The organism is Microbacterium profundi (genome assembly GCF_000763375.1).
In the GTDB taxonomy this organism is placed as follows: Bacteria; Actinomycetota; Actinomycetes; order Actinomycetales; family Microbacteriaceae; genus Microbacterium; species Microbacterium profundi.
Window position 1 is genome coordinate 1,847,532 of record NZ_JPSY01000001.1, and the last position, 23,951, is coordinate 1,871,482.

Annotated in this window: 25 protein-coding genes and 1 riboswitch; of the genes, 10 read left to right on the forward strand and 15 right to left on the reverse strand. The window is 68.1% G+C overall.

The window, feature by feature from the left end:
- Positions 1-10: 10 nt before the first annotated feature.
- A complete protein-coding gene (locus JF52_RS0108840) occupies positions 11-1,666 on the reverse strand; it encodes a D-alanyl-D-alanine carboxypeptidase family protein (protein ID WP_033105838.1) in 1,656 nt (551 codons plus the stop codon).
- A 104-nt stretch (positions 1,667-1,770) separates the two neighbouring features.
- Positions 1,771-1,882, forward strand: a riboswitch (TPP riboswitch).
- On the opposite strand from JF52_RS0108840, the gene JF52_RS0108845 reads away from it, so the two are divergent.
- The 3 genes from JF52_RS0108845 to JF52_RS0108855 all read left to right on the forward strand — a co-directional run bounded on the left by JF52_RS0108845 (position 1,873) and on the right by JF52_RS0108855 (position 4,762).
- Positions 1,873-2,514 (forward strand): ECF transporter S component, encoded by a 642-nt coding sequence (locus JF52_RS0108845; protein WP_033105839.1) that lies wholly within the window; start codon positions 1,873-1,875, stop codon positions 2,512-2,514. Its footprint overlaps the riboswitch before it by 10 nt.
- A 2-nt stretch (positions 2,515-2,516) precedes the next feature.
- Positions 2,517-3,974 carry an ABC transporter ATP-binding protein gene (locus JF52_RS0108850; RefSeq protein ID WP_084595719.1) on the forward strand — a complete coding sequence of 486 codons (1,458 nt, stop codon included), beginning with the start codon at positions 2,517-2,519 and terminating at the stop codon, positions 3,972-3,974.
- Positions 3,971-4,762: an energy-coupling factor transporter transmembrane component T family protein gene (locus JF52_RS0108855; RefSeq protein WP_033105840.1), complete on the forward strand. Its 792-nt coding sequence runs from the start codon at positions 3,971-3,973 to the stop codon at positions 4,760-4,762. Before JF52_RS0108850 ends, JF52_RS0108855 begins: the two co-directional genes overlap by 4 nt.
- Positions 4,763-4,823: 61 nt before the next feature.
- Here JF52_RS0108855 and JF52_RS0108860 read toward each other — a convergent pair whose 3' ends face one another.
- Both JF52_RS0108860 and JF52_RS0108865 read right to left on the reverse strand, forming a co-directional pair.
- Positions 4,824-5,549 carry an aminoglycoside 3'-phosphotransferase gene (locus JF52_RS0108860; protein ID WP_033105841.1) on the reverse strand — a complete coding sequence of 242 codons (726 nt, stop codon included), beginning with the start codon at positions 5,547-5,549 and terminating at the stop codon, positions 4,824-4,826.
- On the reverse strand, positions 5,546-5,905 hold the full coding sequence (locus JF52_RS0108865) for a DUF488 domain-containing protein (protein ID WP_033105842.1): 360 nt from the start codon (positions 5,903-5,905) through the stop codon (positions 5,546-5,548). Before JF52_RS0108865 ends, JF52_RS0108860 begins: the two co-directional genes overlap by 4 nt.
- A gap of 97 nt (positions 5,906-6,002) precedes the next feature.
- On the opposite strand from JF52_RS0108865, the gene JF52_RS0108870 reads away from it, so the two are divergent.
- Positions 6,003-6,782: an SDR family NAD(P)-dependent oxidoreductase gene (locus JF52_RS0108870; RefSeq protein ID WP_033105843.1), complete on the forward strand. Its 780-nt coding sequence runs from the start codon at positions 6,003-6,005 to the stop codon at positions 6,780-6,782.
- A 25-nt stretch (positions 6,783-6,807) separates the two neighbouring features.
- On the forward strand, positions 6,808-7,641 hold the full coding sequence (locus JF52_RS0108875) for an SDR family oxidoreductase (protein WP_033105844.1): 834 nt from the start codon (positions 6,808-6,810) through the stop codon (positions 7,639-7,641).
- 155 nt (positions 7,642-7,796) lie between these two features.
- Here JF52_RS0108875 and JF52_RS0108880 read toward each other — a convergent pair whose 3' ends face one another.
- The gene (locus tag JF52_RS0108880; RefSeq protein ID WP_033105845.1) at positions 7,797-8,543 is read right to left on the reverse strand and encodes a sulfite exporter TauE/SafE family protein; all 747 of its coding nucleotides are present in this window, start codon (positions 8,541-8,543) and stop codon (positions 7,797-7,799) included.
- A gap of 2 nt (positions 8,544-8,545) precedes the next feature.
- Entirely contained in the window at positions 8,546-9,184 is a 639-nt protein-coding gene (locus tag JF52_RS0108885) for a bifunctional 4-hydroxy-2-oxoglutarate aldolase/2-dehydro-3-deoxy-phosphogluconate aldolase (protein WP_033105846.1), read from the reverse strand.
- A 115-nt stretch (positions 9,185-9,299) separates the two neighbouring features.
- Between JF52_RS0108885 and rlmN the strand changes: the two genes are divergently transcribed.
- Positions 9,300-10,565 carry a 23S rRNA (adenine(2503)-C(2))-methyltransferase RlmN gene (gene rlmN, locus JF52_RS0108890; protein WP_033105847.1) on the forward strand — a complete coding sequence of 422 codons (1,266 nt, stop codon included), beginning with the start codon at positions 9,300-9,302 and terminating at the stop codon, positions 10,563-10,565.
- A gap of 170 nt (positions 10,566-10,735) precedes the next feature.
- Positions 10,736-12,286 (forward strand): DUF4407 domain-containing protein, encoded by a 1,551-nt coding sequence (locus JF52_RS0108895; protein ID WP_033105848.1) that lies wholly within the window; start codon positions 10,736-10,738, stop codon positions 12,284-12,286.
- A gap of 16 nt (positions 12,287-12,302) precedes the next feature.
- Here the strand turns inward: JF52_RS0108895 and JF52_RS0108900 are convergent, their stop codons facing one another.
- From JF52_RS0108900 to JF52_RS0108915, 4 genes are read right to left on the reverse strand one after another with little or no spacing between them, the layout of a single operon-like run.
- Positions 12,303-13,196 (reverse strand): carbohydrate ABC transporter permease, encoded by an 894-nt coding sequence (locus tag JF52_RS0108900; protein ID WP_235272347.1) that lies wholly within the window; start codon positions 13,194-13,196, stop codon positions 12,303-12,305.
- Positions 13,193-14,143 carry a carbohydrate ABC transporter permease gene (locus tag JF52_RS0108905; protein WP_033105849.1) on the reverse strand — a complete coding sequence of 317 codons (951 nt, stop codon included), beginning with the start codon at positions 14,141-14,143 and terminating at the stop codon, positions 13,193-13,195. The genes JF52_RS0108900 and JF52_RS0108905 overlap by 4 nt, the downstream gene beginning before the upstream one ends.
- Before the next feature lie 2 nt (positions 14,144-14,145).
- Positions 14,146-15,459, reverse strand: coding sequence for an ABC transporter substrate-binding protein (locus JF52_RS0108910; RefSeq protein ID WP_033105850.1), 1,314 nt, complete (start codon positions 15,457-15,459; stop codon positions 14,146-14,148).
- A 44-nt stretch (positions 15,460-15,503) separates the two neighbouring features.
- Positions 15,504-16,724 (reverse strand): aminotransferase class V-fold PLP-dependent enzyme, encoded by a 1,221-nt coding sequence (locus tag JF52_RS0108915; protein WP_033105851.1) that lies wholly within the window; start codon positions 16,722-16,724, stop codon positions 15,504-15,506.
- A gap of 187 nt (positions 16,725-16,911) precedes the next feature.
- Between JF52_RS0108915 and JF52_RS0108920 the strand changes: the two genes are divergently transcribed.
- Entirely contained in the window at positions 16,912-17,592 is a 681-nt protein-coding gene (locus tag JF52_RS0108920) for a FadR/GntR family transcriptional regulator (protein ID WP_033105852.1), read from the forward strand.
- A gap of 59 nt (positions 17,593-17,651) precedes the next feature.
- Positions 17,652-18,665: an aldo/keto reductase family protein gene (locus JF52_RS0108925; protein WP_033105853.1), complete on the forward strand. Its 1,014-nt coding sequence runs from the start codon at positions 17,652-17,654 to the stop codon at positions 18,663-18,665.
- Positions 18,666-18,976: 311 nt separating this feature from the next.
- Here the strand turns inward: JF52_RS0108925 and JF52_RS0108930 are convergent, their stop codons facing one another.
- From JF52_RS0108930 to JF52_RS0108955, 6 genes are read right to left on the reverse strand one after another with little or no spacing between them, the layout of a single operon-like run.
- Complete coding sequence (locus tag JF52_RS0108930; RefSeq protein ID WP_033105854.1) at positions 18,977-19,483, reverse strand: glycine cleavage system protein R; 507 nt, start codon at positions 19,481-19,483, stop codon at positions 18,977-18,979.
- 18 nt (positions 19,484-19,501) lie between these two features.
- Positions 19,502-20,563 (reverse strand): L-cysteine desulfhydrase Cds1, encoded by a 1,062-nt coding sequence (gene cds1 / locus JF52_RS0108935; protein ID WP_033105855.1) that lies wholly within the window; start codon positions 20,561-20,563, stop codon positions 19,502-19,504.
- Complete coding sequence (locus JF52_RS0108940; protein ID WP_033105856.1) at positions 20,560-20,811, reverse strand: hypothetical protein; 252 nt, start codon at positions 20,809-20,811, stop codon at positions 20,560-20,562. Before JF52_RS0108940 ends, cds1 begins: the two co-directional genes overlap by 4 nt.
- Positions 20,812-20,838: 27 nt before the next feature.
- Entirely contained in the window at positions 20,839-21,675 is an 837-nt protein-coding gene (locus JF52_RS0108945; RefSeq protein WP_052166859.1) for a GntR family transcriptional regulator, read from the reverse strand.
- Entirely contained in the window at positions 21,676-22,074 is a 399-nt protein-coding gene (gene rbsD, locus JF52_RS0108950; protein WP_033105857.1) for a D-ribose pyranase, read from the reverse strand.
- A gap of 20 nt (positions 22,075-22,094) precedes the next feature.
- Positions 22,095-23,039 carry a ribokinase gene (locus JF52_RS0108955; RefSeq protein ID WP_033105858.1) on the reverse strand — a complete coding sequence of 315 codons (945 nt, stop codon included), beginning with the start codon at positions 23,037-23,039 and terminating at the stop codon, positions 22,095-22,097.
- A 102-nt stretch (positions 23,040-23,141) separates the two neighbouring features.
- On the opposite strand from JF52_RS0108955, the gene JF52_RS0108960 reads away from it, so the two are divergent.
- Positions 23,142-23,810, forward strand: coding sequence for a transaldolase family protein (locus tag JF52_RS0108960; protein WP_033105859.1), 669 nt, complete (start codon positions 23,142-23,144; stop codon positions 23,808-23,810).
- Positions 23,811-23,951: the final 141 nt, after the last annotated feature.

The following is a 23,951-nucleotide window of genomic DNA, read 5'->3' on the forward strand; positions in this document are numbered from 1 at the left end:
CGGCTGCGTGTCAGTCGGCCACGACCCCGAGAAGTTCGAGCGGGTGCGTCAGACGCCACCACGGACTCGGGCCGGGCAGCGCATCTGAGAACGATACGCCGATCTCGACGGCATCCAGCGGGCCGCTCACGCTGAGCGTGCCCGCCTCGTCGCCGGCGTCACGCTGCTCGCCGAGAGCGAGCGTCGCGCCGGCGCTGGCGGCAGCCCCGTTCCACAGCAGCACCGTCGCGTCTTCGTCCGTGACGAGATCGACGTTCGCACCCCACAGCGTGTCGACCGTGCCGACGACCGTCCCGGCCGGAACCGCAGGTGCCATGGTCTCGAGTGCGGTCTCGGCATCGGCGAACAGGGAACGGGTCACGGCGAGACGCTCCTCGTCATCGCCCTGATTCAGCACGGCGGCGTAGAGATGCACGGTGGTGTCGCCGACAGTGACATCCTTCGCGGTGAGCATGCTCCACCCCACGAGGGTTCCTGTCTTGATGCCAACGACACCAGGGTCCGCGAGCATCCCGTTCGTGTTCGTGACGACGCCGGCACCCGGGATGTCGGTGCTGACCGTTCCGACGATCTCCGCGAACACCGGGTTCTGCATCGCGCGCTCGCCGAGCTGCAGCAGGGCTTCGGGAGTGGCGACGTTGCCCTCATCGAAGCCCGACGGTGTCACGATCGTGATGCCGGAGAGCCCGCGGTCGGCAAGCCACGTCGCCGCGGCGTCCGCGAAGCTGGCATCTGAGCCCCAGATGTCGCGGGCCAGGCGATCGACGTAGTTGTTCGCCGAACCGAGCAGCGTTCCCTGCAGCATCTGGTACTCGGTGAGCACTCCGCCGACCGGCACGTCCAGCGCCGACTGATCTGCACGGCGGTAGTCCCAGTACTCGACGTTGTCGCTGTAGCTGAACGCGAACTCGGGTCCCTGTTCACCGAGCTGAAGCGGCATCCGATCCAGCACCATCAGGGCTGTGACCACCTTCGTCACGCTGGCGATCGAAACGGCATCCGCAGAGGACGCCACCGATGAGATCCCTGCGATCCCTACGCCCGCGCTGCCGGCGGCCGGCCACGCGGGAGCCGCGACCTGCGCGGCGACCGTCTCGAACTCGGCGGCCTCGACGATCGGGGGCACCTCGTGCAGTGGCCACAGGAGCACGGTCGCCGCATACGCCAGCACCAGGGCGGCGACGGCGCCGATCGGCACCAGCCAGCGCGCCCGCAGCAGCGTCGGGTGCAGTCGCGCATCGGCAAGCAGATCCGGACCGGCCTCTCGCATCGTTATCTGATCGAGATCGGCAGGTCGGGTGCTCTCTTCCACGGTGTCGACATCGAGCCAGGCGAAGGCGGTCGCCGTCTGGCTCTCGTCGGCCCACCGCACCGTGGAAGCGGCGGATGCCGCGGGTTCGTCGAGATCGATGTCGGCATCCGACGCAGCCGCCGCGTCGACGTCATCGACCGAGAAGTCTGCGGGAACGGGCGCGATCGTCTGCTCGTGCGCGGTTTCCCGGGCATCCTCAGCGGACTCGACGTCGACAGCATCCGGATCTGATGCGTTCGCGTCGTCGTTGAAGGGCGGGGCCGGCGGGCTCACGGTGTCGGTCGCGCCGGTGGCCGCGCGAAACTCACGCCGGGTGAGAGCCCCGGTCTCGGGCGTCGCGTCTTCAATGGTCACCTGTTCACGCTACCGAATCCGGTGCCATGCCGCGCGTGCGCGCCGTCCACGGATCGTCGCCGGTGCGCGTCGGTGCGGGTGTTCTGGAACCTGAGTATGATCGTCAGCACAACCACGGGAGTCCGGCGAGCCGGGCTGAGAGGGAGCGACAAGCGCTTCGACCGTCGAACCTGATCTGGGTCATGCCAGCGCAGGGAGGAGTTCAAATGAGCACGTCTACACGCACGCCCAATGCCACATCCACCGGCACCGGCGCGAATCCCTGGCGCTGGCGCGTCGTCGACATCGTCGTCGCCGCAGTGCTCGGCGTCGCGGTCGGTCTGCTCTTCTGGGGATGGAATGTCGTCGGCGGCGCCTGGTTCGGCGCTGCGGATGCCGTGACACCGGGGCTCGGCGGCGTCGCGGTCGGCATCTGGCTGATCGGTGGCGTCATCGGCGGCCTCGTGATCCGCAAGCCGGGCGCAGCCCTCGTCGTCGAGGTGGTCGCCGCGATCGTCTCGATGCTCATCGGCAACGTCTGGGGCGTCTCGACGGTTCTGTCCGGCCTCGTGCAGGGCCTCGGCGCCGAGCTCATCTTCGCGCTGTTCCTGTACCGCCGGTTCGGGCTCGGTGTCGCAGCCCTCGCCGGTGTCGGCGCTGGCGTCGCCGCCTGGGTGTTCGAGCTGTTCTACGGCGGCTCACCGAACATCCTCAAGTCCCTCGAGTTCAACACGATCTACCTCGTATGCGTCGCCGTGTCCGGCGCGATCCTCGCCGGAGTCGTCGGCTGGCTGCTCGTGCGCGCGCTGGCGAAGACCGGAGCGCTCAGCCGCTTCGCCGCGGGCAGAGAACTCGCGCGCGAGGTCTGAGCATGACCGATGCCACCCCGGCCCGCGTGCAGGCTGCGGGCTGGGGCTGGCGCTACGCGGGGCGCAAGCGTCCCGCCGTCAGCGACGTCTCCTTCGCGATCGAGCCCGGCGAGCGCGTGCTGCTGCTCGGTGCATCCGGTGCGGGCAAGTCGACCATGCTCGCCGGGCTCGCGGGGGTGCTCGGCGACGCTGACGAGGGTGAGCGCACCGGGTCGCTGCTGATCGATGGCGCGGCTCCCGAGTCACGTCGAGGGCAGGCGGGCCTCGTCATGCAGGACCCGGATGCCGGCATCGTGCTGTCGAAGGTCGGCGACGATGTCGCATTCGGATGCGAGAATCTCGGCATTCCGGCATCCGATATCCCCGCGCGCGTGGCCGAGGCGCTCGAGGCCGTGGGCCTGGAGGTGCCGCTGCGTCGCCCTACTGAAGCACTCTCCGGCGGGCAGAAGCAGCGTCTGGTGCTCGCCGGTGTGCTGGCCATGCGGCCGGGACTGCTGCTGCTCGACGAGCCCACCGCGAACCTCGACCCTGAAGGAGTCGCGGAGGTGCGGGCGAGCGTCGAGCGGGTCGTCGATGCCACCGGCGCGACGCTGATCGTCGTCGAACATCGCACGCCGGTCTGGGTGGGACTGATGACCCGTGTCATCGTCCTCGCCGCCGACGGCGGCCTTCTCGCGGACGGCTCGCCCGCGCAGGTGTTCGCCGAGCATGGGCCAGCGCTGGCGGACGCCGGAGTGTGGGTGCCCGATCAGCCCCTCGAACTGCCGGTGCTTCCCGCGGCACCGGATGCGGCCGAGTCCGTTCTCTCCGCGACCGGACTCGCGATCGCGCGTACGTCGCGAACCGTCGTCCGGTCCGGGCTCGACGTTCGCGTGCCGCGCGGGAATGCGACCGTGATCACCGGCCCGAACGGCGTCGGCAAGTCGACGCTCGCGCTCACGCTCGCCGGTCTCATCCCGGAGCAGGACGGTGAGGTCGTCGCAGCCTCGCCTCTTGCGGGACGCGGCGGGCGCCGGCCGTTCCGGTGGACGTCTCGCGAGCTGCTCACGCGCATCGGCACGGTCTTCCAGGAGCCGGAGCACCAGTTCCTCACCCAGACACTGCATGACGAACTCAGCGTCGGACCGAAGGCGTTGGGTTGGGATGCCGCGCGCACCGCGTCCGTCGTCGACGCGCTGCTCGAGCGACTGCACCTGTCGGATCTCGCTCTCGCGAACCCGTTCACCCTGTCGGGTGGGCAGAAGCGTCGGCTGTCCGTCGCGACGGTGCTCGCGGCATCCCCCGAGGTGATCGTGCTCGACGAGCCGACCTTCGGTCAGGATCGGCGAGGCTGGATCGAGCTGGTCGCGCTGTTGCAGGAGGAGATCGCATCGGGCACCTCGGTCGTCGCCGTGACGCACGATGCGGGCGTGATCCGTCACCTCGGTGGGCATCGGATCGTGCTGGAGCAGGCCTCGTGAGCACAGGCGTCGAAATCGAGGAGAAGGTGCGCGGCGCGTGGCTCGACGGCGTGAATCCCGTGACGAAGCTGGTGCTCGCGCTGCTGCTGTCCGTGCCGCTGTTCGCGTCGATCGACGTCGTGAGCGGGCTCGTCGCGATCGGGCTGCAGCTATTGTGCCTGCCGCTCACCGGTCTGCGATGGGGCACTGTGTTGAAGCGTCTGCTTCCGCTTGTGATCTTCGCGCCGGTCGCCGGGCTCAGCATGCTGCTGTACGCGGAACCGGCCGGACGCATCTACTGGAGCTTCGGCTTCGCGACCATCAGTGAGGACTCCGTCAGCCTCGCGATCGCGGTGAGCCTGCGCGTCTTGGCGCTGGGGCTGCCGACGATCCTGCTGTTCGGCCGCACCGACCCGACCGAGCTGGCGGATGCTCTCGCGCAGGTCGCGAAGCTGCCCAGCCGGTTCGTGCTCGGCGTGCTCGCAGGCACCCGGATGCTGGGGCTGTTCCTCGACGACTGGCGCACGATGGGTCTCGCCCGCCGTGCACGCGGCGTCGGCGATCGAGGTGCGCTGAGGCGGTTCTTCTCGATGGCATTCGTGCTGCTCGTCTTCGCGGTCAGGCGCGGCACGAAGCTGGCGATGGCGATGGAGGCGCGCGGGTTCGGATCCGGCATCCAGCGCACCTGGTCCCGGCCGTCGCAGCTGCACGCGCGCGACGGCGTCGCGCTGCTCGGTGGCGCGGTGATCATGGCGCTCGCGCTCGCCGCGGCCGTGGCGCTGGGCACGTTCCGGTTCGTCTGGAGCTGAGACTCGCTTCCACGACCATCGCCCGCCGTGTCGTCATCCTCGAACATGATCGGATGAGCCGTCACGTCGCATTCCACATGTCGCGGTAGTACGCCAGTCGCTCGCGGTCGGGCTCGATGCCGTACGCCTCGATCAGCGCTTCGTCCCACCCGGGGCCGTAGTTCCACGTCGTGCTCATGGATGCCACCGCGATGTCGGCCCAGCGGTCGGCGGTACCGAGTGCGGCGAGGTCGACGTGCGCGCGCCAGCGCCCGTCGGCGTCGAGCAGGGTGTTGGGCACGCACGCGTCGCCATGGCAGACGACGAGGCGATCGACGGCCGGGGCCTTGTGCAGCGCTTCGGGTATGCGGATGCCGCGTGCTTCGGCATTCGCGATTCGGGCGGGTACGCCCCAGCTCCATGCGCATTCGCCGGTCGGCAGTGCATCGTGCAGTGCTCGCAGACCCTCCCCGACGGCTCTCACAGCCGTTGCGGGCTCGGCGATCCAACGGGCCACGACAGCGCTTTCGCCGGCAATGGCGACCGTGACAAGCCACTCGTGGGTGGCATCCTCTCCCTGTTCGATGACCTCTGGCACCGGGGTCCACCGGGAGGCCCAGCGCATGCGCTCCGCCTCGTCGCGCATGTTCGCCTCGGCATCGAGGGGACCGTACTTGATGAAGCGCCCATCGTCGGTGCGGTACGTGAGTCCGCCGATGTTGTTGTGCCACACGGGCGCGAGCGCCGCGCGCCCCGCGAGCTCGCGCACCCGCCGCGGCACTTCGATGTGCGCGGAGGGGATGCTCACAGCAGTTCGCTCAGTGCCTGCTCGAGCACGACCGCGTGGTTGCGCTCCTCGTCATGGGCGGCATAGACGAGGGTGACGAGGTCGTGCTGCTTCAGTTCGGCTGCGAGCTCTTCGAGTGCGGGTGCGGTCTCATTTTCCAGTTCCGCGCGATAGCGGTCGGCGTATACGCCCCAGTCATCGTCGGATGCTGCGTGCCAGGCCTTGCGCAGTTCGGGGCTGGGAGCGGTGTCCTTGGCCCACAGATCGATCTCGGCCCGTTCCTTCGCCAGGCCTCGCGGCCACAGCCGGTCCACCAGCACGCGGAAACCGTCAGCCGCCTCGGCGTTGTCGTAGGCTCGCTTGCGACGCAGTTGCATACCCTCCACCCAACACCTGTTCGCATCGCGACGCCAGCATGGAACTGAGAACTGCGTATGCTGGAACTGAGTTGCACACTCGTTCGAAGGAGAACACATGCACGTCCAGGGATCCGGAGCACTTATCACGGGCGGCGCGTCAGGCCTCGGCCTCGCCACCGCGCGCGCGCTCGCCGCAGCCGGCGCGCACGTGACGCTGCTCGATCTTCCTTCATCTCAGGGCGCTGAGCTGGCCGCAGAGCTGGGCGGCACGTTCGCCGCTGGCGATGTCACAAGCCCCGCGGATGCCGCGTCCGCCGCCGCATCCGCGAACGCAGCGGCTCCGCTGCGCATCGTCGTGAACTGCGCCGGCATCGCCCCGCCCGCGAAGGTGCTCGATCGCGACGGCAAGCCCGCCGTGCTCGTGGACTTCGAACGCGTGATCCGCATCAACCTCGTGGGCACGTTCAACGTCATCTCGCAGGCATCCGCCGTGATCGCGAAGAACGGCCCTTCGACCGGCTCAGGGACCGATGACTCCGGCGATCGCGGCGTCATCATCAACACCGCATCCGTCGCCGCGTTCGACGGACAGATCGGCCAGCCCGCGTATGCAGCGTCGAAGGGCGGCGTGCATGCCATGACGCTGCCGATCGCGCGCGAGCTCGCCCGTCACAGCATCCGTGTGTGCACGATCGCGCCCGGCATCATGGAGACGCCGATGCTCGCCGGTCTCCCCGAAGCCGCGCAGGATTCTCTCGGGCAGCAGGTGCCGTATCCCGCACGACTCGGCCGCCCTGCCGAGTACGCGGCACTGGCCATGAGCATCATCGAGAACGACTATCTCAATGGCGAGACGATCCGCCTGGACGGCGCGATCCGGATGGCACCGAAGTAGACCTGAACGCAGAAGAAGGAGCAGCATGAGCAACCTCGCAGGCAAGACGATCCTGATGTCGGGCGGCAGCCGCGGCATCGGTCTGGCGATCGCGCTGCGCGCGGCGGCGGACGGCGCGAACATCGCGATGCTCGCCAAGACAGACACCCCGCATCCGAAGCTCGAGGGCACGATCCACACGGCCGCCGAGCAGATCCGTGCGGCCGGTGGCAACGCTCTGCCGATCGTCGGTGACGTGCGCGAGGACGATGACATCACCGAGGCCGTCATGAAGACGCAGGGCGAGTTCGGCGGCATCGACATCGTGCTCAACAACGCGAGCGTGATCGATCTCTCGCGCTCGCTCGATCTCGGTGCGAAGAAGTACGACCTGATGCAGGACGTCAATGTGCGCGGTACGTTCATGCTTTCGCGCGCGGCGATCCCGCAGCTGCGCGAGTCGTCGAACCCGCACATCCTGTCGCTGTCGCCGCCGCTCAACCCGACGCCGAAGTGGCTCGGCGCGCACGCCGGTTACTCGCTGGCGAAGTTCGGCATGACCATGGTGACGCTCGGCCTCGCGGCGGAGTTCGCCTCGGACGGCATCGCGGCCAACACGCTGTGGCCGCGAACGACGATCGCGACCGCTGCGGTGCAGAATCTGCTCGGCGGCGACAAGGTGATGGCCGCGAGTCGCACGCCCCAGATCTATGCGGATGCCGCATATGCCGTGCTCACGAAGACCGCTGCCGAGTACACCGGGCAGAGCCTGATCGTGGAGGACGTGCTGGAGGCCGACGGTGTGACCGACTTCTCCGGCTACGCCGCAGTGCCCGGTACGCCCGACGACCGGCTCTTCCCCGACATCTTCCTCGGCTGACGCGATGGGTCTCACCCTTCGACAGGCTCAGGGATCGACCTTTCCGGTCACTGAGCCTGTCGAAGTGTCTTTTCCGGTCACTGAGCCTGTCGAAGTGTCCGGACAGAGTCGGCATTTCCGGTCACTGAGCCTGTCGAAGTGTCCGGACACATCGCTCAGAACAGCAGGTATACGGCGCCGACGATCGTGAGGGTGATCACGATCCAGTCGAACACCTGCTGCTTCATCCGGCGCGCCACGCGCACCCCGACGAGCGCGCCGACGACGACGAGCGGAACCAGCACAGCATCCATCAGCAGCACCTGGCCGTCGAACAGGCCGATGCCTGCGAGGAAGGGCACCTTCACGAGGTTCACGATCGCGAAGAACCACGCCGATGTTCCGAGGAACACCTGCACCGGCGTGCGCATCGCGAGGAAGTACATCGACATCACCGGTCCCGCCGCGTTGGCGACCATCGTCGTGAACCCGGCCAGTGCGCCGTAGGTCGATGCCACGACGACGCCGTGCTCCGCCGCTGCGGCATCCGTCCTTCGCTGACGCCACCGGCGCCACAGCGTCACGGCGATCATGGCGAGCAGGATCACGCCGATCGCGCGGCGCACGATGCCGTCGTCTCCGAGTGCGAGGAAGGCGAAACCCGCCAGAAGCCCCGCGATGACCGCGGGCGCCAACCGCAACAGGGTCGGCCAGTGCGCGTGCCGCCGATAGGCGATCAGCGCGAACATGTCGCCGACGATCAGCAGGAGCAGCAGGGCCGCGGTCGATGTGCGCGCCGGGAGCACAGCGGCGAAAAGCGCGACGGGCAGGATGCCGCCACCGGGGATCGCGGTCTTCGCGAGGCCGATCGTGAGTGCGGCGAGTGCCAGGACGGCCCACGCCCAGGGGAGGAGGTCGGGCACGCTCAGCCGCGTAGGGCGGCGAACGCTGCCGCGAACGCCTCGGCTCGCGTCGTGAGGTCCGCCCAGTCGCCGGCCTTGATCGATGCGGAGTTCGCGAGGTCGCCGCCGGCTCCGACAGCCACCGCGCCCGCGGCGAACCACTCGTCGAGGTTGTCCGGCTTCACGCCACCGGTGGGCATGAGCGGTGCATCGGGGAACGGTCCGCGCAGGGCTCCGAGGTAAGAGGGGCCGCCGAGGGACGCGGGGAAGATCTTCACGACGTCGACACCGAGCGCAAGCGCGCCCATGACCTCCGTCGGAGTCATCGCTCCCGTCATCACGACGCGTCCGGTGTCGAGCATCGCCCGGGTGAGGTCGGGTAGGGTGCCAGGGCTCACGAGGAACTCTGCTCCCGCATCTGCCGCGGCCGTCGCCTGCTCGATCGTGGTGACCGTGCCGGCGCCGATGTATGCGGCGTCGCCGTGACGTGCGATGAGTTCACGGATCACGGCAGGAGCATCCGGCGTGGAGTAGGTGACCTCGATACCGGCGATGCCGCCGCGGATGATCGCATCGGCCGCATCGAGCGCCTGCTCGGGGGAGGGAGCGCGCAGCACGGCGAGAACGCCGGTGGCACGGGCGCGGGCGAGACGGTCGGTCATGAGTGCTCCTCGATCGGTGATGCTTCCATTCTCGTGCATCCCGCAGGCTGTAGTGACAGGTCTGCCGACACGGCCACCAGCCGCTTCCCACCCGCCACCGCGTACCCTTGGAGACATGACTGAGTCCTCCCGCATCCGCTCGACGGGTCCCGCCACCTCGAAGACGGCATCCGCCGCCCCGCAGGTGCGCCCCCGTACCGAAGGCTGGACGCAGAAGAAGGACGAGTCGGGGCGTCCGCTGCTGCAGTTCGCGAGCCCGAAGCGCGGCAAGCCACCGGTGCACCTCGCCGACCTCAGCGTCGAAGAGCGCGTCGAGAAGGTCAAGGAACTCGGCCTTCCCGGGTTCCGTGCGAAGCAGCTGTCGACGCACTACTTCACGCACTACACGTCCGACCCGGCCGAGATGACCGACCTGCCTGCCGCGCAGCGCGAAGAGCTCGTCGCCGGCATGCTGCCGCCGCTGCTCACCGAGGTGCGCCGGCTCGAGACCGACGAGGGCGACACGATCAAGTTCCTCTGGCGACTGCACGACGGTGCTCTCGTCGAGTCGGTCCTCATGCGCTACCCGGGCCGCATCACGCTGTGCGTGTCGAGCCAGGCCGGATGCGGCATGAACTGCCCGTTCTGCGCCACGGGCCAGGCGGGACTGACACGCAACATGTCCTCCGCCGAGATCGTCGAGCAGATCGTCCGCGCGAACCGACTGATCGCCGAGGGCGGTCTCGGCGGCAAGAAGGCCGACGACCACAGCATGGAGCGCGTCTCCAACATCGTCTTCATGGGGATGGGCGAGCCGCTCGCCAACTACAAGCGCGTGATGGATGCCGTGCGCACGATGGTCGCCGAGCAGCCGCACGGCCTCGGCATGAGCGCCCGCGGCATCACCGTCTCGACGGTCGGCCTGGTGCCGGCGATCCGCAAGCTCGCCGACGAGAACATCCCGGTGACCTTCGCGCTGTCGCTGCACGCGCCCGACGATCACCTGCGCGACGAGCTCATCCCGGTGAACTCCCGTTGGAAGGTCGACGAGGCGCTGGATGCCGCGCGCGAGTACTACGAGAAGACCGGCCGACGGGTCTCTATCGAGTACGCGCTCATCAAGGACATGAACGACCACGGCTGGCGCGCCGATCTGCTGGCGGAGAAGCTCAACGCACGCGGCCGCGGCTGGGTGCATGTGAACCCCATCCCGTTGAACCCGACCCCCGAATCGGTATGGACGGCATCCACCCGCGAGGTCACGAACGAGTTCGTGCGACGCCTCAATGACGCGGGAGTCCCGACGACCCTCCGCGACACCCGTGGCAAGGAGATCGACGGTGCGTGCGGTCAGCTCGTGGCGACGACAGAGGATGAAGCTGCCTCGGCCGCCATGGCGTGAACTCCGCGGGCGCCGGGTCATCTCGCAGGTGCCGGAAGGGTTTGCCGGGTCGGAACCGCGTGCGAGCCGGGGAATCCTTCTGACATGATGCAGAGTCGGCGCAGGTTCCTGGGAGCCGCTCGCAGGGGTTTCGCACCGAGTCCACAGGCGACACTTCGTAAGTTGTCCTGATGCCCTACTCCGCCCATCGACCGGGTCGCTTCGACTCGCAGGGTCAGATCATCCTCGACAGCGACGCGGATGCCGAGACCGATGACCTCGACTTCCTGCGCGAGTTCGAACCCACGGGTTCCGAATCCACGTCCGACGACGCGACTTCCGTCGACGACGAGAGCGATCGCGACTCCGCCGCTTCCGTCGACGACGACCCCTTCATCGGAACGACGCCGCAGCGCCAGGCTCCCGCGGAGCCCGATGCCGCGCCTGTCGCCGCCACGCGCGTGAAGCCCGAGCGCCAGAAGCGCATCCGCCGCCCGCGTCGCGTCCGCACACCCGGTTCGCGTCTGCGCATCCTCGCGATCCTGGGCGGCGCCGACGGCGAGATCCTCGACCGAGTGCCGGGGGAGACCTCGCGCTTCGTGCAGATGTTCTTCGTGCTCGCAGGCACTGCGCTGGTCTCGGCGATCTCGATGCTCTTCGCTCTCACGACCGGCGTGCAGGCGATGATCTGGCTGGCGGTGCCGCTGGCGATCATCTGGGCGCTCATCATCTTCAACCTCGACCGGTTCCTCACCTCGACGATGACGTCGACCGGGAACATCTGGAAGCTCATCGGCCTCGCCATCCCGCGTGTGATCATGGCCGTGATCATCGGCTTCGTGGTCGCAGAACCGCTCGTGCTGCAGATCTTCCACAACGACATCTCCCGTGAGGTCGCCGCGACGAACATCGTTCAGGCGCAGTCCGACCAGGAGGGGCTCGAATCCGGGCCGGAGAAGCTCGCGCTGGATGCGGCATCCGAGCGCGTCGCGACGCTGGAGAATCAGGCCGCCACCGGAATCGTCGCCGGCACCGACTCGTCCTCCGCCAGCGAGTCGGCGGCCCAGGCGACGGTCGATGACCTCAACGCCAAGATGTCCGACCAGCAGGCGGTCATCGATCAGGCACGAGCGCTCTACCAGTGCGAGCTCACCGGCGAGGGCGCAGGCACGGTGCCCGGCTGCACCGGGGTGAACGGCGAGGGTGCGAGCTCCGACGCCGCACAGGCGCAGCTCGCCCAGGCCCAGCAGACCTACGACGCGCTCGCCGCGCAGCAGCGCGATGCGAACGAGGCTCTGGAATCCGCGGGCACCGCCGCGAAGGAGAACACCTCGGCGTCCGAGTCGCAGAACCGGGAGCAGGCGCAGACCCAGCTTCCGGCAGCGAGGGACAGTTACGACCAGGCGCTCGCCGCCTACAACGCGAGGGCGGATGCCGTGGCAGGAGGCAACGCAGGGGCCACGGGGCTGCTCAGCCAGATCAGCGGTCTGAACCGCCTCTCCGAGAAGGAGCCGGCGATCCTCTGGGCGCACTGGCTCATCGCCGCCCTGTTCTTCATGATCGAACTGCTGCCGGTGCTCGTGAAGGTTCTCACGAGCTTCGGCGAGCCGACGCTGTACGAGCGCACCGTCGCGATCCGCAAACAGGTGGCACTCGACAAGGTCACCGCCGAAGGCTTCCGCGACCGGGCTGCGATCGTGACAGAGCAGCCTGCCGCGCAGCCTGCCGCGCAGGCGACCTGAGCGGCAGGCTGAGCGTCTACTCCTTCACGGCTCCGGCCGTCAGGCCCTGCACGATCCACTTGCTCGCGAGGGCGAACAGCACCATCGTCGGCAGGATCGTGACGACGGCGGCCGCCGACATCGAACCCCAGTCGACGTTGAACGTCGAGATGAAGCCGTTCAGCGCGGCGGGGACGGTGCGATTCTCTTCGGAGTGCATGAGTACGACCGAGAGGAACAGCTCGTTCCAGCAGTTCACGAAGTTGAAGATGAACGCCGCGATGATGCCGGGGGTCATGACCGGCACGAGCACCCGGAACAGCGCACCGAGGCGCGAGCATCCGTCGATCATCGCCGCCTCCTCGAGCGCCACGGGCACGTTCTCGAAGAACCCGCGCAGCATCACCGTGGAGAACGGGATGCAGATCGCCACGTAGACGAGGATCAGTCCGAACTTGTTGTCGACCAGGCCGAGGTCGGCCATCATCGAGTACAGCGGACCGAGCGCGATGAATGCCGGGATCATCTGCGTGAGCAGGAACGCGATCAGCACCGCGCCCTTGCTGCGGAACTCGAAGCGCGCGATGACGAACGCACTCAGCAGCGCGATGAACGTGCTCGTGACACCGGCGATCAGCGCCACGATCGCGGAGTTCGCCAGGAACACCCCGAAGCTGCTCGTCTCGAACAGGTTCGCGTAGTTCTGCATCGACGGCTGGCTCGGCCAGTACTCGATCGGGTACACGTTGACCGTGGCCGGCGCCTTGAACGAGGTCAGCGCGATCCAGTACAGCGGGAACAGCGTGATCAGCAGCCAGACGGCGAGTCCGACGAAGCGCAGGATGCTGAGGGTGGAGAACTTCTTCTTGCGGCGTCCGATCGGCCGCTGTCGTGTGCCGGCCGGAAGGACCATCTGTGCGGTGGCGCTCATCGGTTCGCCCTCCTCATCGCCATCAGGTAGAAGGCGCAGAACACGAACAGGAACCCGACGACGATCAGGCCGATCGCGCTGGCGATGCCGTAGTTGCCCTGCTGGGTGTAGTTGATCATCCAGGTGGTGATGATGTGGGTCTGGTTCGCCGGCCCGCCCCTCGTCATCGCCCAGATGATGTCGGGGAAGTTGAAGATCCAGATCACGCGCAGCAGCACGGTCAGCATCAGCGTCATCCGGATGTACGGGATGATCACCGAGAACAACTGGCGCAGCTTACCGGCGCCGTCGAGGCTCGCAGCCTCGAGCATCTCGTCTGGCACGGACTGGAGCGCGGCGAGGATCATGATCGCGAAGAACGTCACGCCGTACCAGATGTTCGCGACGATCACCGCGACCATCGCGAGCTTCGGATCGGCCAGCCAAGGCAGCGGCGCATCGATGAGCCCGGCCTTCATCAGCAGGTCGTTGATGACGCCGAACTCCGCGTTGAACATCCAGCGGAACAGCATCCCGATCAGGAAGCCGGACACGGCCCACGGGAAGAACACGAGCGCCTGATAGACGCCGCGGAAGCGGAATCGGGTACGAAGGGCCAGGGCGATCAGAAAGCCGATGACGAACTGCGGCACGAGCGAGCCGACGACCCACAGCACCGAATTCCACGCCACCTGCGGGAAGACCGGATCGCTGAAGATGCGCGTGAAGTTGTCGAACCCGACGAACGGGGTCGAGGTGAGGTCCCACAGGTTCCAGTCGTGGAACGCCATCCGCACGCCCTGCAGCATCGGGTAGTAGGTGAACCAGCAGACGAACAGGATGGCGGGGGCGAGGAAGCCGAGGATCGTCCAGGCGTGGCGACTGCGGAAGACCTTCTTCCCCGGCCGCGCCGGGGCGGCCCCACCGGATTCACCGGTGGAGCGCCCCGCACGCGTCAGCAAGGTCATGATCAGCCCTTTTCGGAGGCGTACTTCTCGACCCAGTACGCGTCCCACGACTCGAGCAGCTCGGTCGTGGTCATGTTGCCCAACAGCACGTTCTGGACGTCCTGGTCGGACTTCTGGATCCACTCCGTCCACCAGCTCACACCACGTGGCTGCTGCACGTTGACGTAGGTGTCGGGGTTCTCGGTCATCGTCACGTAGCTGGTCCACGGGCCGGTCGAATAGAACTCGTCGTCCGATGCGGCGGCGATGATCGGCACGAGGCTGTTGGCCTGTGCGAACTCGGTGGCTGGCTCGGCGGAGGAGAGGAACTCGACGAGCTTCACTGCCTCATCCTTGTGCTCGCCGGCCTCTGCGACACCCCAGCCGGCGACGGCGAGGGGCTGCGCGGCCTTGCCGTCAGGGCCGGTCAGCAGTGGTGCGGTGTCCCACTGGTCCTCGGTGAGGTTGGAGTCCTGCACGGTGGCGATGACCTCGGGATCCTGCAGCAGGAACGCGGTCGAGCCGTTCGTGAAGCCGGCGACCATCTCGGGGTAGCCCCACGACACGGCAGAGGGCGGTGAACCCTGCTCGAACAGGTCGAAGTAGGTGTCGACGGCATCCTGCGCTTCAGGCGCCGCGAAGATCGTCGAACCGTCTTCGAGGCGGAAGGCATCGCTCGGATCGAGGTCGTCGACGAGGTACGCCTCGATGGCGGCGACGACGTTCGTGTTGCCGTTCTGGCCGCCGCGGAACGCGTACCCGTAGGTGTTGTTCGCCGGGTCCTGGATGGCGGATGCCTGCTCGAGGAGCTCTTCCCAGCTGGCGGGAGGCCCGTCGAAACCGGCTTCCTCGACGAGGTCGGTGCGGTAGAACAGCGATAGGCCGTAGAAGCCGTACGGGACGAAGTAGCTCTCGCCGTCGCCCTCGGCGGCGGCCTTCGCGTTGTCGGTCAGGGCATCCCAGCCGTCCCAGCTCCCCAGGTCATCAGTCATGTCGTACAGCCACCCGTTGTTCGAGAACGGACCGACGGTGATGTCGCGCACTTCGAGCACGTCGACACCGGAGCCGGACTGCAGCATCTGCTGGATGGTCTGGTCTGCCTGCTCGGTGGGCGGCGAGACCAGCTTGACAGTGACGCCGGGGTTCTCGGCCTCGAAGTCGTCGAGCAGGCCGCGCAGCAGCTCGGTGCGCGCGGGGTTGGTCAGACTCTCGACCATCTGCAGTTCGACGTCGCCGCCCTCAGCGGAGGAATCGGAGCCGCCGCCGGAACATGCGGTCAGAGCCAGCAGGGCGACTGTGCCCACGCCGGCGATCGTCGTCAGACGAGTGCGCTTCATGACGTACCTCTTTCGTGTGTGGTGCTTTCTCGGGGGTATTCAGGTCAGGATGCTGCGGCCTCGGCCGCACGGAGGATCTCCGGGATGCAGCGCTCGACGAACGCCTCGAAGTCGCTCGTCTCGGTGTAGAGGTGCACGGAAAGCCGGTAGTAGCCGCGGCCCTCGAAGCTCGTGAACGCCGTCTCGACGCCGACGGTGTCGAACAGCGTCATGCGCAGGTCGTCGGCTTCTTCGCGGGTCTTGCCGAGTCCGTCTGGAAGACGGATCAGCCGCATGGAGTCGACTGCGCTGGGCAGCCGCACCAGGGCGTCATCTGCGACGTAAGGCTGGACCGCATCGGCGATCATTCGAGCACCGACGTCGGCGAGCTCACGCATGGTGGTGCGGGTGCGCTCCCAGGTGTACTCGCGCTCGATGAAGTCGATCGCGGCAGGGGTGCTGATGTACGTCGTCGCGTCGATCGTTCCCTGCGTGTCGAAGCGGCCGGGGAACGGCTCAGCCGCTCCCCACGAATCGATGAGTGGCCAGAGGTCTTGACGGTCGGGATCAGCCGTGACGAGCACCGCAGAACCGCGCGGGGCGCACGGCCACTTGTGCAGATTGCCGAACCACCAGTCACCGCCGCCGACCGTCGCGGCATCGGCGACGAGACCCGGCGCGTGCGCGCCGTCGACGAGCACGCGGATGCCGTGTTCCCGAGCGAGTGCGCTGATCTCGGCCGTCGGAAGCACGCGGGCGGTGGGGGAGGTGATCTGATCCACGACGATCAGGCGAGTGCGGCCGGTGATCGCCTGGCGGAAGAGTTCGATGACCTCGTCCGTGGGCGCGAACAACGGGATGTGCACGGCCCGCACCTGCGCGCCGAAACGACGGGCGAGACGGGCCGCCCCCATCGTGATCGCGCCGTACCCGTGGTCGGTGACGAGGATCTCGTCGTCTTGGGCCAGGCGGAGACTGTTGTAGACGACCGTCGCCGCGGCCGAGGCGTTCGGCACGAACGCGGTGTCCTCTGCGCGGGCGCCGACGAACGGGGCGACCCTGGTGCGAGCATCCGCCACATGCTCGGCGATGCGGGGGAACCATCCGACCGGGCTGCGGTCGGCCTGCGCGCGCAGCCCGTTCTGGTGCTCGACGACCTCTGTCGGCACGGCGCCGAACGAGCCGTGATTGAGGTGGATGATCGCAGGATCCAGAGGCCAGGCATCGCGGGCTCGCATGCCGGATGCAAGCTGCACCGGGGCGATGGTGGATGTCGGCTGCTGCATGGTGCCTCGTTCGGGGAGATCATCTGAAGGGGAAACTTGTTGCACAACTTTGCCACACAGTGCCCAGAAAGGCGATCCTGAGACGTACATTTAGCAAAGTCGTAATACAACTAGGTGCTCGGGAGCATGCACGGCAGACTCCGACTGTGGGTCGGCGCACACCGGGCGCCCGAGAGAGAGCAGGCGCATGGGCGCGATGGAGACGGCACTGCACGGCTTGCGTGCGTTGATCGCCGACGGTGACCTGCGCCCGGGCGACCGGCTGCCCAGCGAGGGCGAACTGTGCGAAAGGCTCGGCGTCTCGAGGGGCCCCCTGCGCGAGGCCATCCGCACCCTTTCTGCGCTCGGGGTTATCGACACCCGGCACGGATCCGGCAGCTACGTCTCCGAGCTGCACGCCGCCGATCTGATCAAGGGGCTCGGTCTCACTGTCGGCCTCCTGCCGTTGGACTCGATCATCGAGCTGTACGAGCTGCGCCGCGCTCTCGAGGCGCATGCGGCCAGCCTCGCGGCGGCCAGGGTCGACCCGGAGACGATCGCGCGACTGGACGCTCTGCTCGATCGCTTGGAGGCGGTCACGGATGACGAGGCACTCTCCGAGCTGGACAACGAGTTCCACTCCGCGATCGCCGACATCGCGGGCAATGACGCGCTGGCGACGCTGCTCGACGTGCTCCGCTCGCGCTCGCGGGCGTACCGGATCTTCACCACCGACGACGCCGCGCAGATCAAGCTGCTCTCGGACGCGGGGCACCGATCGATCCTGCGCGGGCTCGAGGCACGTGACCCGGTGGCCGCCTCGGCTGCCGCAGCCGGCCACGTCGCGCAGACCGAGTTCTGGCTGCGCAAGCATCAGGCTCCGGCGTAGACGTGACGCAGTGCGACGGAGCCGACCCTCACCGTTTCGTCAGCCGCTAGCGTTGAGACATGGTCAACTATCGCTATCTCGGCAACAGCGGTCTCAAGGTTTCTGAGATCACCTACGGCAATTGGGTCACTCACGCATCGCAGGTCGGCGACGACGCCGCGGTGAAGACCGTGCACGCGGCACTGGATGCCGGCATCACGACGTTCGACACCGCAGACACGTACGCGAACACCGCCGCGGAGGTCGTGCTCGGCAAGGCGCTCGATGGTCAGCGCCGCGAAGGGCTCGAGATCTTCACGAAGGTCTACTTCCCGACCGGCCCCAAGGGCCCGAACGACACCGGGCTCTCCCGCAAGCACATCCTCGAGTCGATCAACGGATCGCTCACGCGCCTCGGCACCGACTACGTCGACCTCTACCAGGCGCACCGCTTCGACTACGAGACCCCGCTGGAGGAGACGTTCCAGGCGTTCGCCGACGTCGTCCGTCAGGGCAAGGCGCTGTACATCGGCGTCAGCGAGTGGACGGCAGAGCAGCTGCGCGAAGGCCACGCCCTCGCCAAGCAGTTGGGTGTGCAGCTCATCTCGAACCAGCCGCAGTACTCGATGCTGCACCGCGTGATCGAGGGCAAGGTCGTGCCGGCATCCGAAGAGCTCGGAATCTCGCAGATCGTGTGGTCGCCCATGGCGCAGGGAGTGCTCAGCGGCAAGTACCTGCCGGGTCAGCCCGTGCCCGACGGCTCGCGCGCGACCGACCCGCACAGCGGCGCCGATTTCATCAAGGGCTTCCTGCGCGATGAGATCCTCACCGCCGTGCAGAAGCTGGGGCCCATCGCCGAGCAGGCCGGTATCTCGATGCCGCAGCTCGCGATCGCGTGGGTGCTGCAGAACAAGAACGTCGCGGCGGCACTGGTCGGGGCATCCCGCCCGGAGCAGCTGGCAGAGACAGTCAAGGCATCCGGCGTGACGCTCGACGCCGACACGCTCGCCGCGATCGACGCCGCCCTCGGCGACACGGTCAACCGCGACCCGGAGGGCACGTACTCGGTTTCTCCGAAGCGCCGCCTGGTCTGAACAGCTGGGGCGCTCGCTTTCGACTCGTCGCTGCTGCGTTTCGACTCGCCTCCGGCTCGCTCAACGACCACCTCGCTCAAGCCGTTTCGTCTCGCTCCGCTCGCTCAACGACCCGCAGCGGCACTCCCGCAGAAGTGCTCCCCGCGGAGGCGCTCCCCGCTGAAAGCTCCCCGCCGAAGCACTCCCGCAGAGGCGCTCCCCGCGGAGGCACTCCCCGCGGAGGCACTCTCGCGGGGCGTTGAGCGACGAGCGGAGCGAGGAGACGAAACGGGTTGAGCGAGCGGAGCGAGTCGAAGCCGCCGGACCAAACCTCAGGTCAGGGTGATGTCGACCTGAAGCTCGGACGTGAGGCGCTCGAGATCCGCACGCAGCGCGTCGAGGTCGGCGGATGCCGGCACCTCGGCCGTCACTGACGCCTCGAACAGGCGGCCGCCGGCCATCGCGGCATCCTTCGTCTCGGTGCCGATCTTCTCGATGCTGACGCCGTGCGCCTGCATCACCCCTGAGATCTCGCGGACGATGCCAGGCCTGTCGTTGCCGAGGACCTGCAGCGATATCGGCCGTGCGGCGGCGGCCGCGGCATCCGACCCCGCATGCACGGCGACGGTGAGCAGGCCGTCGAGGGCGCGCAGCGCCGAGGTGAGATCACCCTCGCGCTCTGGCGTCACCGACACCTGGATCACGCCGGCGAAGACCCCGGCCAGCTCCGCGAGCTGACTGTTCTCCCAGTTGCCGCCGTGAGTGTCGACGACGTCGGCGACGGCTGAGACGAGGCCAGGACGATCGGATCCGGCGACGGTGAGGATCAGAGTGGTCATGCCGTCAGCGTAGCCGCGTCACGCGTCCCATGCGCCGGTCTCCAGGAACCGGTCGAGTTGGGCGCGGTGCGCGGCGAGGTCCCACCCCTGGGATGCGACCCATTCGTCGGAATAGTACGTGCCGGCGTAGCGGGCGCCGCCGTCGCAGATCAGCGTGACGACGCTGCCCGTCTTGCCCGCGGCGCGCATCCGCGAGATCAGCTGGAACGCCCCCACGAGGTTCGTGCCCGTCGAGCCGCCTGCCCAGTGCAGGGTGCGCTCCTTGAGAAGCCGGATGGCGGCGATGGATGCGGCATCCGGGATCTGCAGCATCTCATCGATCACGCCCGGTACGAACGAAGGCTCGACCCGCGGACGCCCGATGCCCTCGATCCGGCTGGGCGTGCCGGTCGTGTAGTCGGCGGCACCGGTGCTCCAGCCGCCGTAGAACGCCGAGCCCTCGGGGTCGACCACGGCCACCCTGGTGGAATGCTGACGGTAGCGCACATACCGGCCGAACGTCGCACTCGTTCCGCCGGTGCCAGCGCCGACCACGATCCATTCCGGGATCGGATGCCGCTCGCGCGAGAGCTGGCTGAACACGCTCTCGGCGATGTTGTTGTTGCCGCGCCAGTCGGTCGCCCGCTCGGCGTAGCTGAACTGGTCGAGGTAGTGCCCGCCGCACTCGGCGGCAAGACGCTCGGCCTCGCTGTACATCTCCGGCGCGCGGTCGACGTAGTGGCAGCGCCCGCCGTAGAACTCGATCAGCGCGATCTTCTCGGGACTGGTCGATCGGGGCACGACCGTGACGAAGTCGAGTCCGAGCATCCGTGCGAAGTACGCCTCTGACACGGCAGTCGATCCGCTGGATGCCTCGACCAGGGTCGTGCCCTCGTTGATGCGTCCGTTCACCAGGCCGTACAGCAGCAGCGAGCGCGCGAGGCGATGCTTGAGCGAGCCGGTCGGATGCACGGACTCGTCCTTGAGGTACAGGTCGATGCCCCACTCGACCGGCAGCGGGAAGACGTGCAGATGGGTGTCGGCGCTGCGGTTGGCGTCGGCTTCCAGCAGGGAGATCGCGGTGCTGGTCCAGGAGGTCATGCGATGTTCGACTGCGAGCTCTGCGGTGCTGTCTGCAGGGAGTTGCTCCAGGCGATGCCGCCGGCGATCAGTCCTGCCAGCACGACCAGCACGGCGGCGAGGACCACCCAGCGCCGGCGCTTCTTCGGCGGACGGATGACCGGCGCCGGCTTCGTCAAGGGGCCAGGAACCGGGCTCGGGCGGGTGCTGAGGTCAGCCAGCGGTGGTGCAGGATCGTCATGCGGGTGGGGCTGCTCTTCGACCATCATCGTCCCTTCCGAGGGGATCAATCGCCCTCAGAGAGAGACTGTACCGGCTCGTGACGTGCCACCGTCGCCGTCGACGTGCAGCAGCGACGCCTGCGACTGCTCCTGGCGGAGCTGGAACTCGAAGCGTGAGCGGTCGCCACGGTGCAGCGCGATGAAGTACTCGATCGGAATCCCGTTCGCATCGCGGCTGATGCTGCGCAGCCGCAGCAGAGCCGAGCCGGCGCTGACACCGAGACGCTGCGCCTGGTCGTGGGTCGCGACGGTCGCTTCAGCCGAGCGGACGCCGTCGGTCGCGCGGATGCCGTGCTCGGCGAGTACGCGGTACAACGAGGCCTCGGACAGATCGACGTCGAGGGTCAGGGCGCCGACGGCATCCGGCATCCATGTCGTGGAGAGCGACCACGGCTCGCCGTCGACGTGGCGCAGTCGCTCCAGCGCGATGACCGCAGACCCGACGGGCACCTCGAGAGCTGCGGCGACGTCGGCATCGGCATCCGTCCGCTCATGCCGCAGGATGTCGCTGTGCACGTGTCCGCCGCGTCGCTCGACGTCGTCGAACAGGCCGATCAGGGTGTGGACCAGCGCTTCGCTCGTGCGCGGGCGCGACACGAAGGTGCCCTTGCCCTTGACTCGTTCGACGAGCCCCTCGTGCTCGAGCTGCGCAAGCGCTTGCCGTACGACCGTGCGCGAGATGCCGTAGCGCTCGCACAACCGGTGCTCGCCGGGGAGCGGATCGCCGGGCTGCAGGCCGTCCCTGGTGATGCCGTCGATGATCAGCTGGCGCAGCTGGTCGTACATGGGAGCTGCGGAGTGCCGGTCGATCGCGTCGGTTGCGGCCGCCCCGGCCGGGGCCGTGGCGGACATCTAGTACGCCACCCCCGCATGCAGGATGATGTTCGCGTACGGGGTGAACTCGCCGGAGCGCACGAACGCGCGGGCGCCGTGCGTCCGCTTCTTGAACTCGACGTGCGGCACGAGTTCGATCTCGATGCCCGGCAGCCGGTCACGAAGCCCGGCCAGCACCTCTGGACTCTGCTCCGCGATCTCGGCCGACACCGTCGCGCCCTCGACGACCATCTCGGCCAGCACGGTGTCGAGCACATCGAAGAATGCCGGAGCGCCGGGTCGATAGGCCAGATCGATCCGCTCAGATCCGGGAGGGATCGGCAGCCCGGCATCCGTCACGACGATGAGATCGGTGTGCCCCGTCTCGCTGATGACTCGGGAGAGAGCGGGATTGATCGTTGTCGACGTCTTGCGCATCGGGGCTCCTGGTTCTGGCGTCAGACTCTGGATGCCAGGAAGGCGTCCACGTCTGCACGGACGGGCAGGCTCGGCGAGGCGCCCTGCTTCGTGACGGTGAGTGCGCCGGCGGCCGTGGCGAGGCGGACGGCGTCGGTGAGTGAGGCGCCGTTCGCGAGAGCAGCGCCGAGGTAGCCGGCGTAGGCATCGCCGGCCGCCGTGGTGTCGACGGCTTCGACCGGCAGCGGAGGCACGAGCGTCGCACCGTCTGCCGTGACCACGCAGGAGCCTTGAGCTGCGAGCGTGATGACCGCGGCAGCGACGCCGTGGCCGAGGAACCAGCGCCCGGCCTGCTCGGCGGTCGCGGCATCCGTCACCTCGATGCCGCTGAGGATCGAGGCCTCGGTCTCGTTCGGCGTGACGATGTCGATGTTCGCCCAGACCTCGGCCGGCAGCGGCGCGGCGGGGGCAGGGTCGAGGATCACGGTCATGCCGAGCTCGCGGCCCCTGGCGGTGATGTGCGCGGTCAGCGCTGACGGCGTCTCGAGCTGGGTCAGCAGCACGGAGGTGCTCGGCGCGAGCGCATCGAGCGCCTCGTCGATCTGCGCGGTGTTCAGCTCGGCGTTGGCGAGCGGCACCATCACGATGTCGTTCTGCGCCGAGGCGTCGACGCGGATGTGGGCGACGCCGGTGGGGCCGGGAACCGTGCGCAGATGAGTGAGGTCGACACCGGCATCCGTCAGCCCGTCGACGACCAGGTCGTGGAAGAGATCATCGCCGACGCAGCCGACGAAGCTCGTTCGCGCCCCCGCGCGGCCGGCCGCCACGGCCTGGTTCGCGCCCTTGCCGCCGAGCATCAGCGTGAACTGGTCGCCGAGGATCGTCTCTCCGCGCGCGGGTAGGCGCTGGGAGAAGGTGGTCACATCCGCCGTGACGCTGCCGACGATGACGACGCCGTTGCGTCCTTCGGGGGAGGGGGTGGCCATGTGGCTCCTTCGACGTGGCCCGCTTTGACAGGGCCGTTTCCTGTCATTACATTAGCCGAATCCGAACTTGTAACGACAGGTTCGTCACAAGGAGCCGATCCCATGCCCGCTGCAGCCATCGCCCCGCGCCTGTATGTCGACAGCGCCGACACCGAGCGCGTCTCCGCTCTGCTGGCGGCCGGGGTGGTGCACGGCGTGACGACCAACCCCACGATTCTCGAGCGCGGAGGCCGTGCGGCGGCCGAGATCCCCTCGCTGTACTCGCAGTGGGTGGCGGAGGGTGCGAGGGAGATCTTCTTCCAGACCTGGGGCACCGCTCGGGACGAGTTGCTCCGCAACGCCTCGACGATCAGAGGACTGGGCGATCGGGTCGCGGTGAAGGTGCCGGCGACCGCCGAGGGCTTCGCGGTCGCGTCGACGCTGGTCGCCGATGGCGCGACCGTTCTCATCACCGCCGTGTACTCGGTGGCGCAGGCGCTCGCCGCGGCGAGTATCGGAGCGGCCTACATCGCGCCGTATCTCGGACGGCTGCGGGATGCCGGCGTCGACGGCGACGCGCTGATCCCCGAGATGCAGGCCGTGTGCGCGGGAAGCACGACGAACGTGCTGGCGGCGAGTCTGCGCTCAGCGGACGACATCGTGTCGCTGCGGCTTGCCGGCGTGCCGTACTTCACGGCGGCACCCGACGTGCTGGATCAGGTGCTGCAGCATCCGGTCAGCGACAGTTCTGCCGTGGAGTTCGACGCCGCCATGGGGCGCATCGGGGGTTGAGCCGTGCATGGGCTGCAACTCTGGCGGCCACGTGCAACTCTGGCGGCCACGTGCAACTCTGGCGGCCACGCAGGCGCGGAGGGGCCGCCAGAATTGCGTTTGGCCGCCAGAATTGCGACGGGCCGCAGAAGTCGACGGCGA

Coding starts and splice junctions, on each gene's coding strand:
- JF52_RS0108845 (WP_033105839.1), top strand. CDS start 1,873: ATGAGCACGTCTACACGCACGCCCAATGCCACATCCACCGGCACCGGC.
- JF52_RS0108850 (WP_084595719.1), top strand. CDS start 2,517: ATGACCGATGCCACCCCGGCCCGCGTGCAGGCTGCGGGCTGGGGCTGG.
- JF52_RS0108865 (WP_033105842.1), bottom strand. CDS start 5,905: ATGCAACTGCGTCGCAAGCGAGCCTACGACAACGCCGAGGCGGCTGAC.
- JF52_RS0108870 (WP_033105843.1), top strand. CDS start 6,003: ATGCACGTCCAGGGATCCGGAGCACTTATCACGGGCGGCGCGTCAGGC.
- JF52_RS0108875 (WP_033105844.1), top strand. CDS start 6,808: ATGAGCAACCTCGCAGGCAAGACGATCCTGATGTCGGGCGGCAGCCGC.
- JF52_RS0108885 (WP_033105846.1), bottom strand. CDS start 9,184: ATGACCGACCGTCTCGCCCGCGCCCGTGCCACCGGCGTTCTCGCCGTG.
- rlmN (WP_033105847.1), top strand. CDS start 9,300: ATGACTGAGTCCTCCCGCATCCGCTCGACGGGTCCCGCCACCTCGAAG.
- JF52_RS0108895 (WP_033105848.1), top strand. CDS start 10,736: ATGCCCTACTCCGCCCATCGACCGGGTCGCTTCGACTCGCAGGGTCAG.
- JF52_RS0108900 (WP_235272347.1), bottom strand. CDS start 13,196: ATGAGCGCCACCGCACAGATGGTCCTTCCGGCCGGCACACGACAGCGG.
- JF52_RS0108905 (WP_033105849.1), bottom strand. CDS start 14,143: ATGACCTTGCTGACGCGTGCGGGGCGCTCCACCGGTGAATCCGGTGGG.
- JF52_RS0108910 (WP_033105850.1), bottom strand. CDS start 15,459: ATGAAGCGCACTCGTCTGACGACGATCGCCGGCGTGGGCACAGTCGCC.
- JF52_RS0108915 (WP_033105851.1), bottom strand. CDS start 16,724: ATGCAGCAGCCGACATCCACCATCGCCCCGGTGCAGCTTGCATCCGGC.
- JF52_RS0108920 (WP_033105852.1), top strand. CDS start 16,912: ATGGGCGCGATGGAGACGGCACTGCACGGCTTGCGTGCGTTGATCGCC.
- JF52_RS0108925 (WP_033105853.1), top strand. CDS start 17,652: ATGGTCAACTATCGCTATCTCGGCAACAGCGGTCTCAAGGTTTCTGAG.
- JF52_RS0108930 (WP_033105854.1), bottom strand. CDS start 19,483: ATGACCACTCTGATCCTCACCGTCGCCGGATCCGATCGTCCTGGCCTC.
- cds1 (WP_033105855.1), bottom strand. CDS start 20,563: ATGACCTCCTGGACCAGCACCGCGATCTCCCTGCTGGAAGCCGACGCC.
- JF52_RS0108940 (WP_033105856.1), bottom strand. CDS start 20,811: ATGATGGTCGAAGAGCAGCCCCACCCGCATGACGATCCTGCACCACCG.
- JF52_RS0108945 (WP_052166859.1), bottom strand. CDS start 21,675: ATGTCCGCCACGGCCCCGGCCGGGGCGGCCGCAACCGACGCGATCGAC.
- rbsD (WP_033105857.1), bottom strand. CDS start 22,074: ATGCGCAAGACGTCGACAACGATCAATCCCGCTCTCTCCCGAGTCATC.
- JF52_RS0108955 (WP_033105858.1), bottom strand. CDS start 23,039: ATGGCCACCCCCTCCCCCGAAGGACGCAACGGCGTCGTCATCGTCGGC.
- JF52_RS0108960 (WP_033105859.1), top strand. CDS start 23,142: ATGCCCGCTGCAGCCATCGCCCCGCGCCTGTATGTCGACAGCGCCGAC.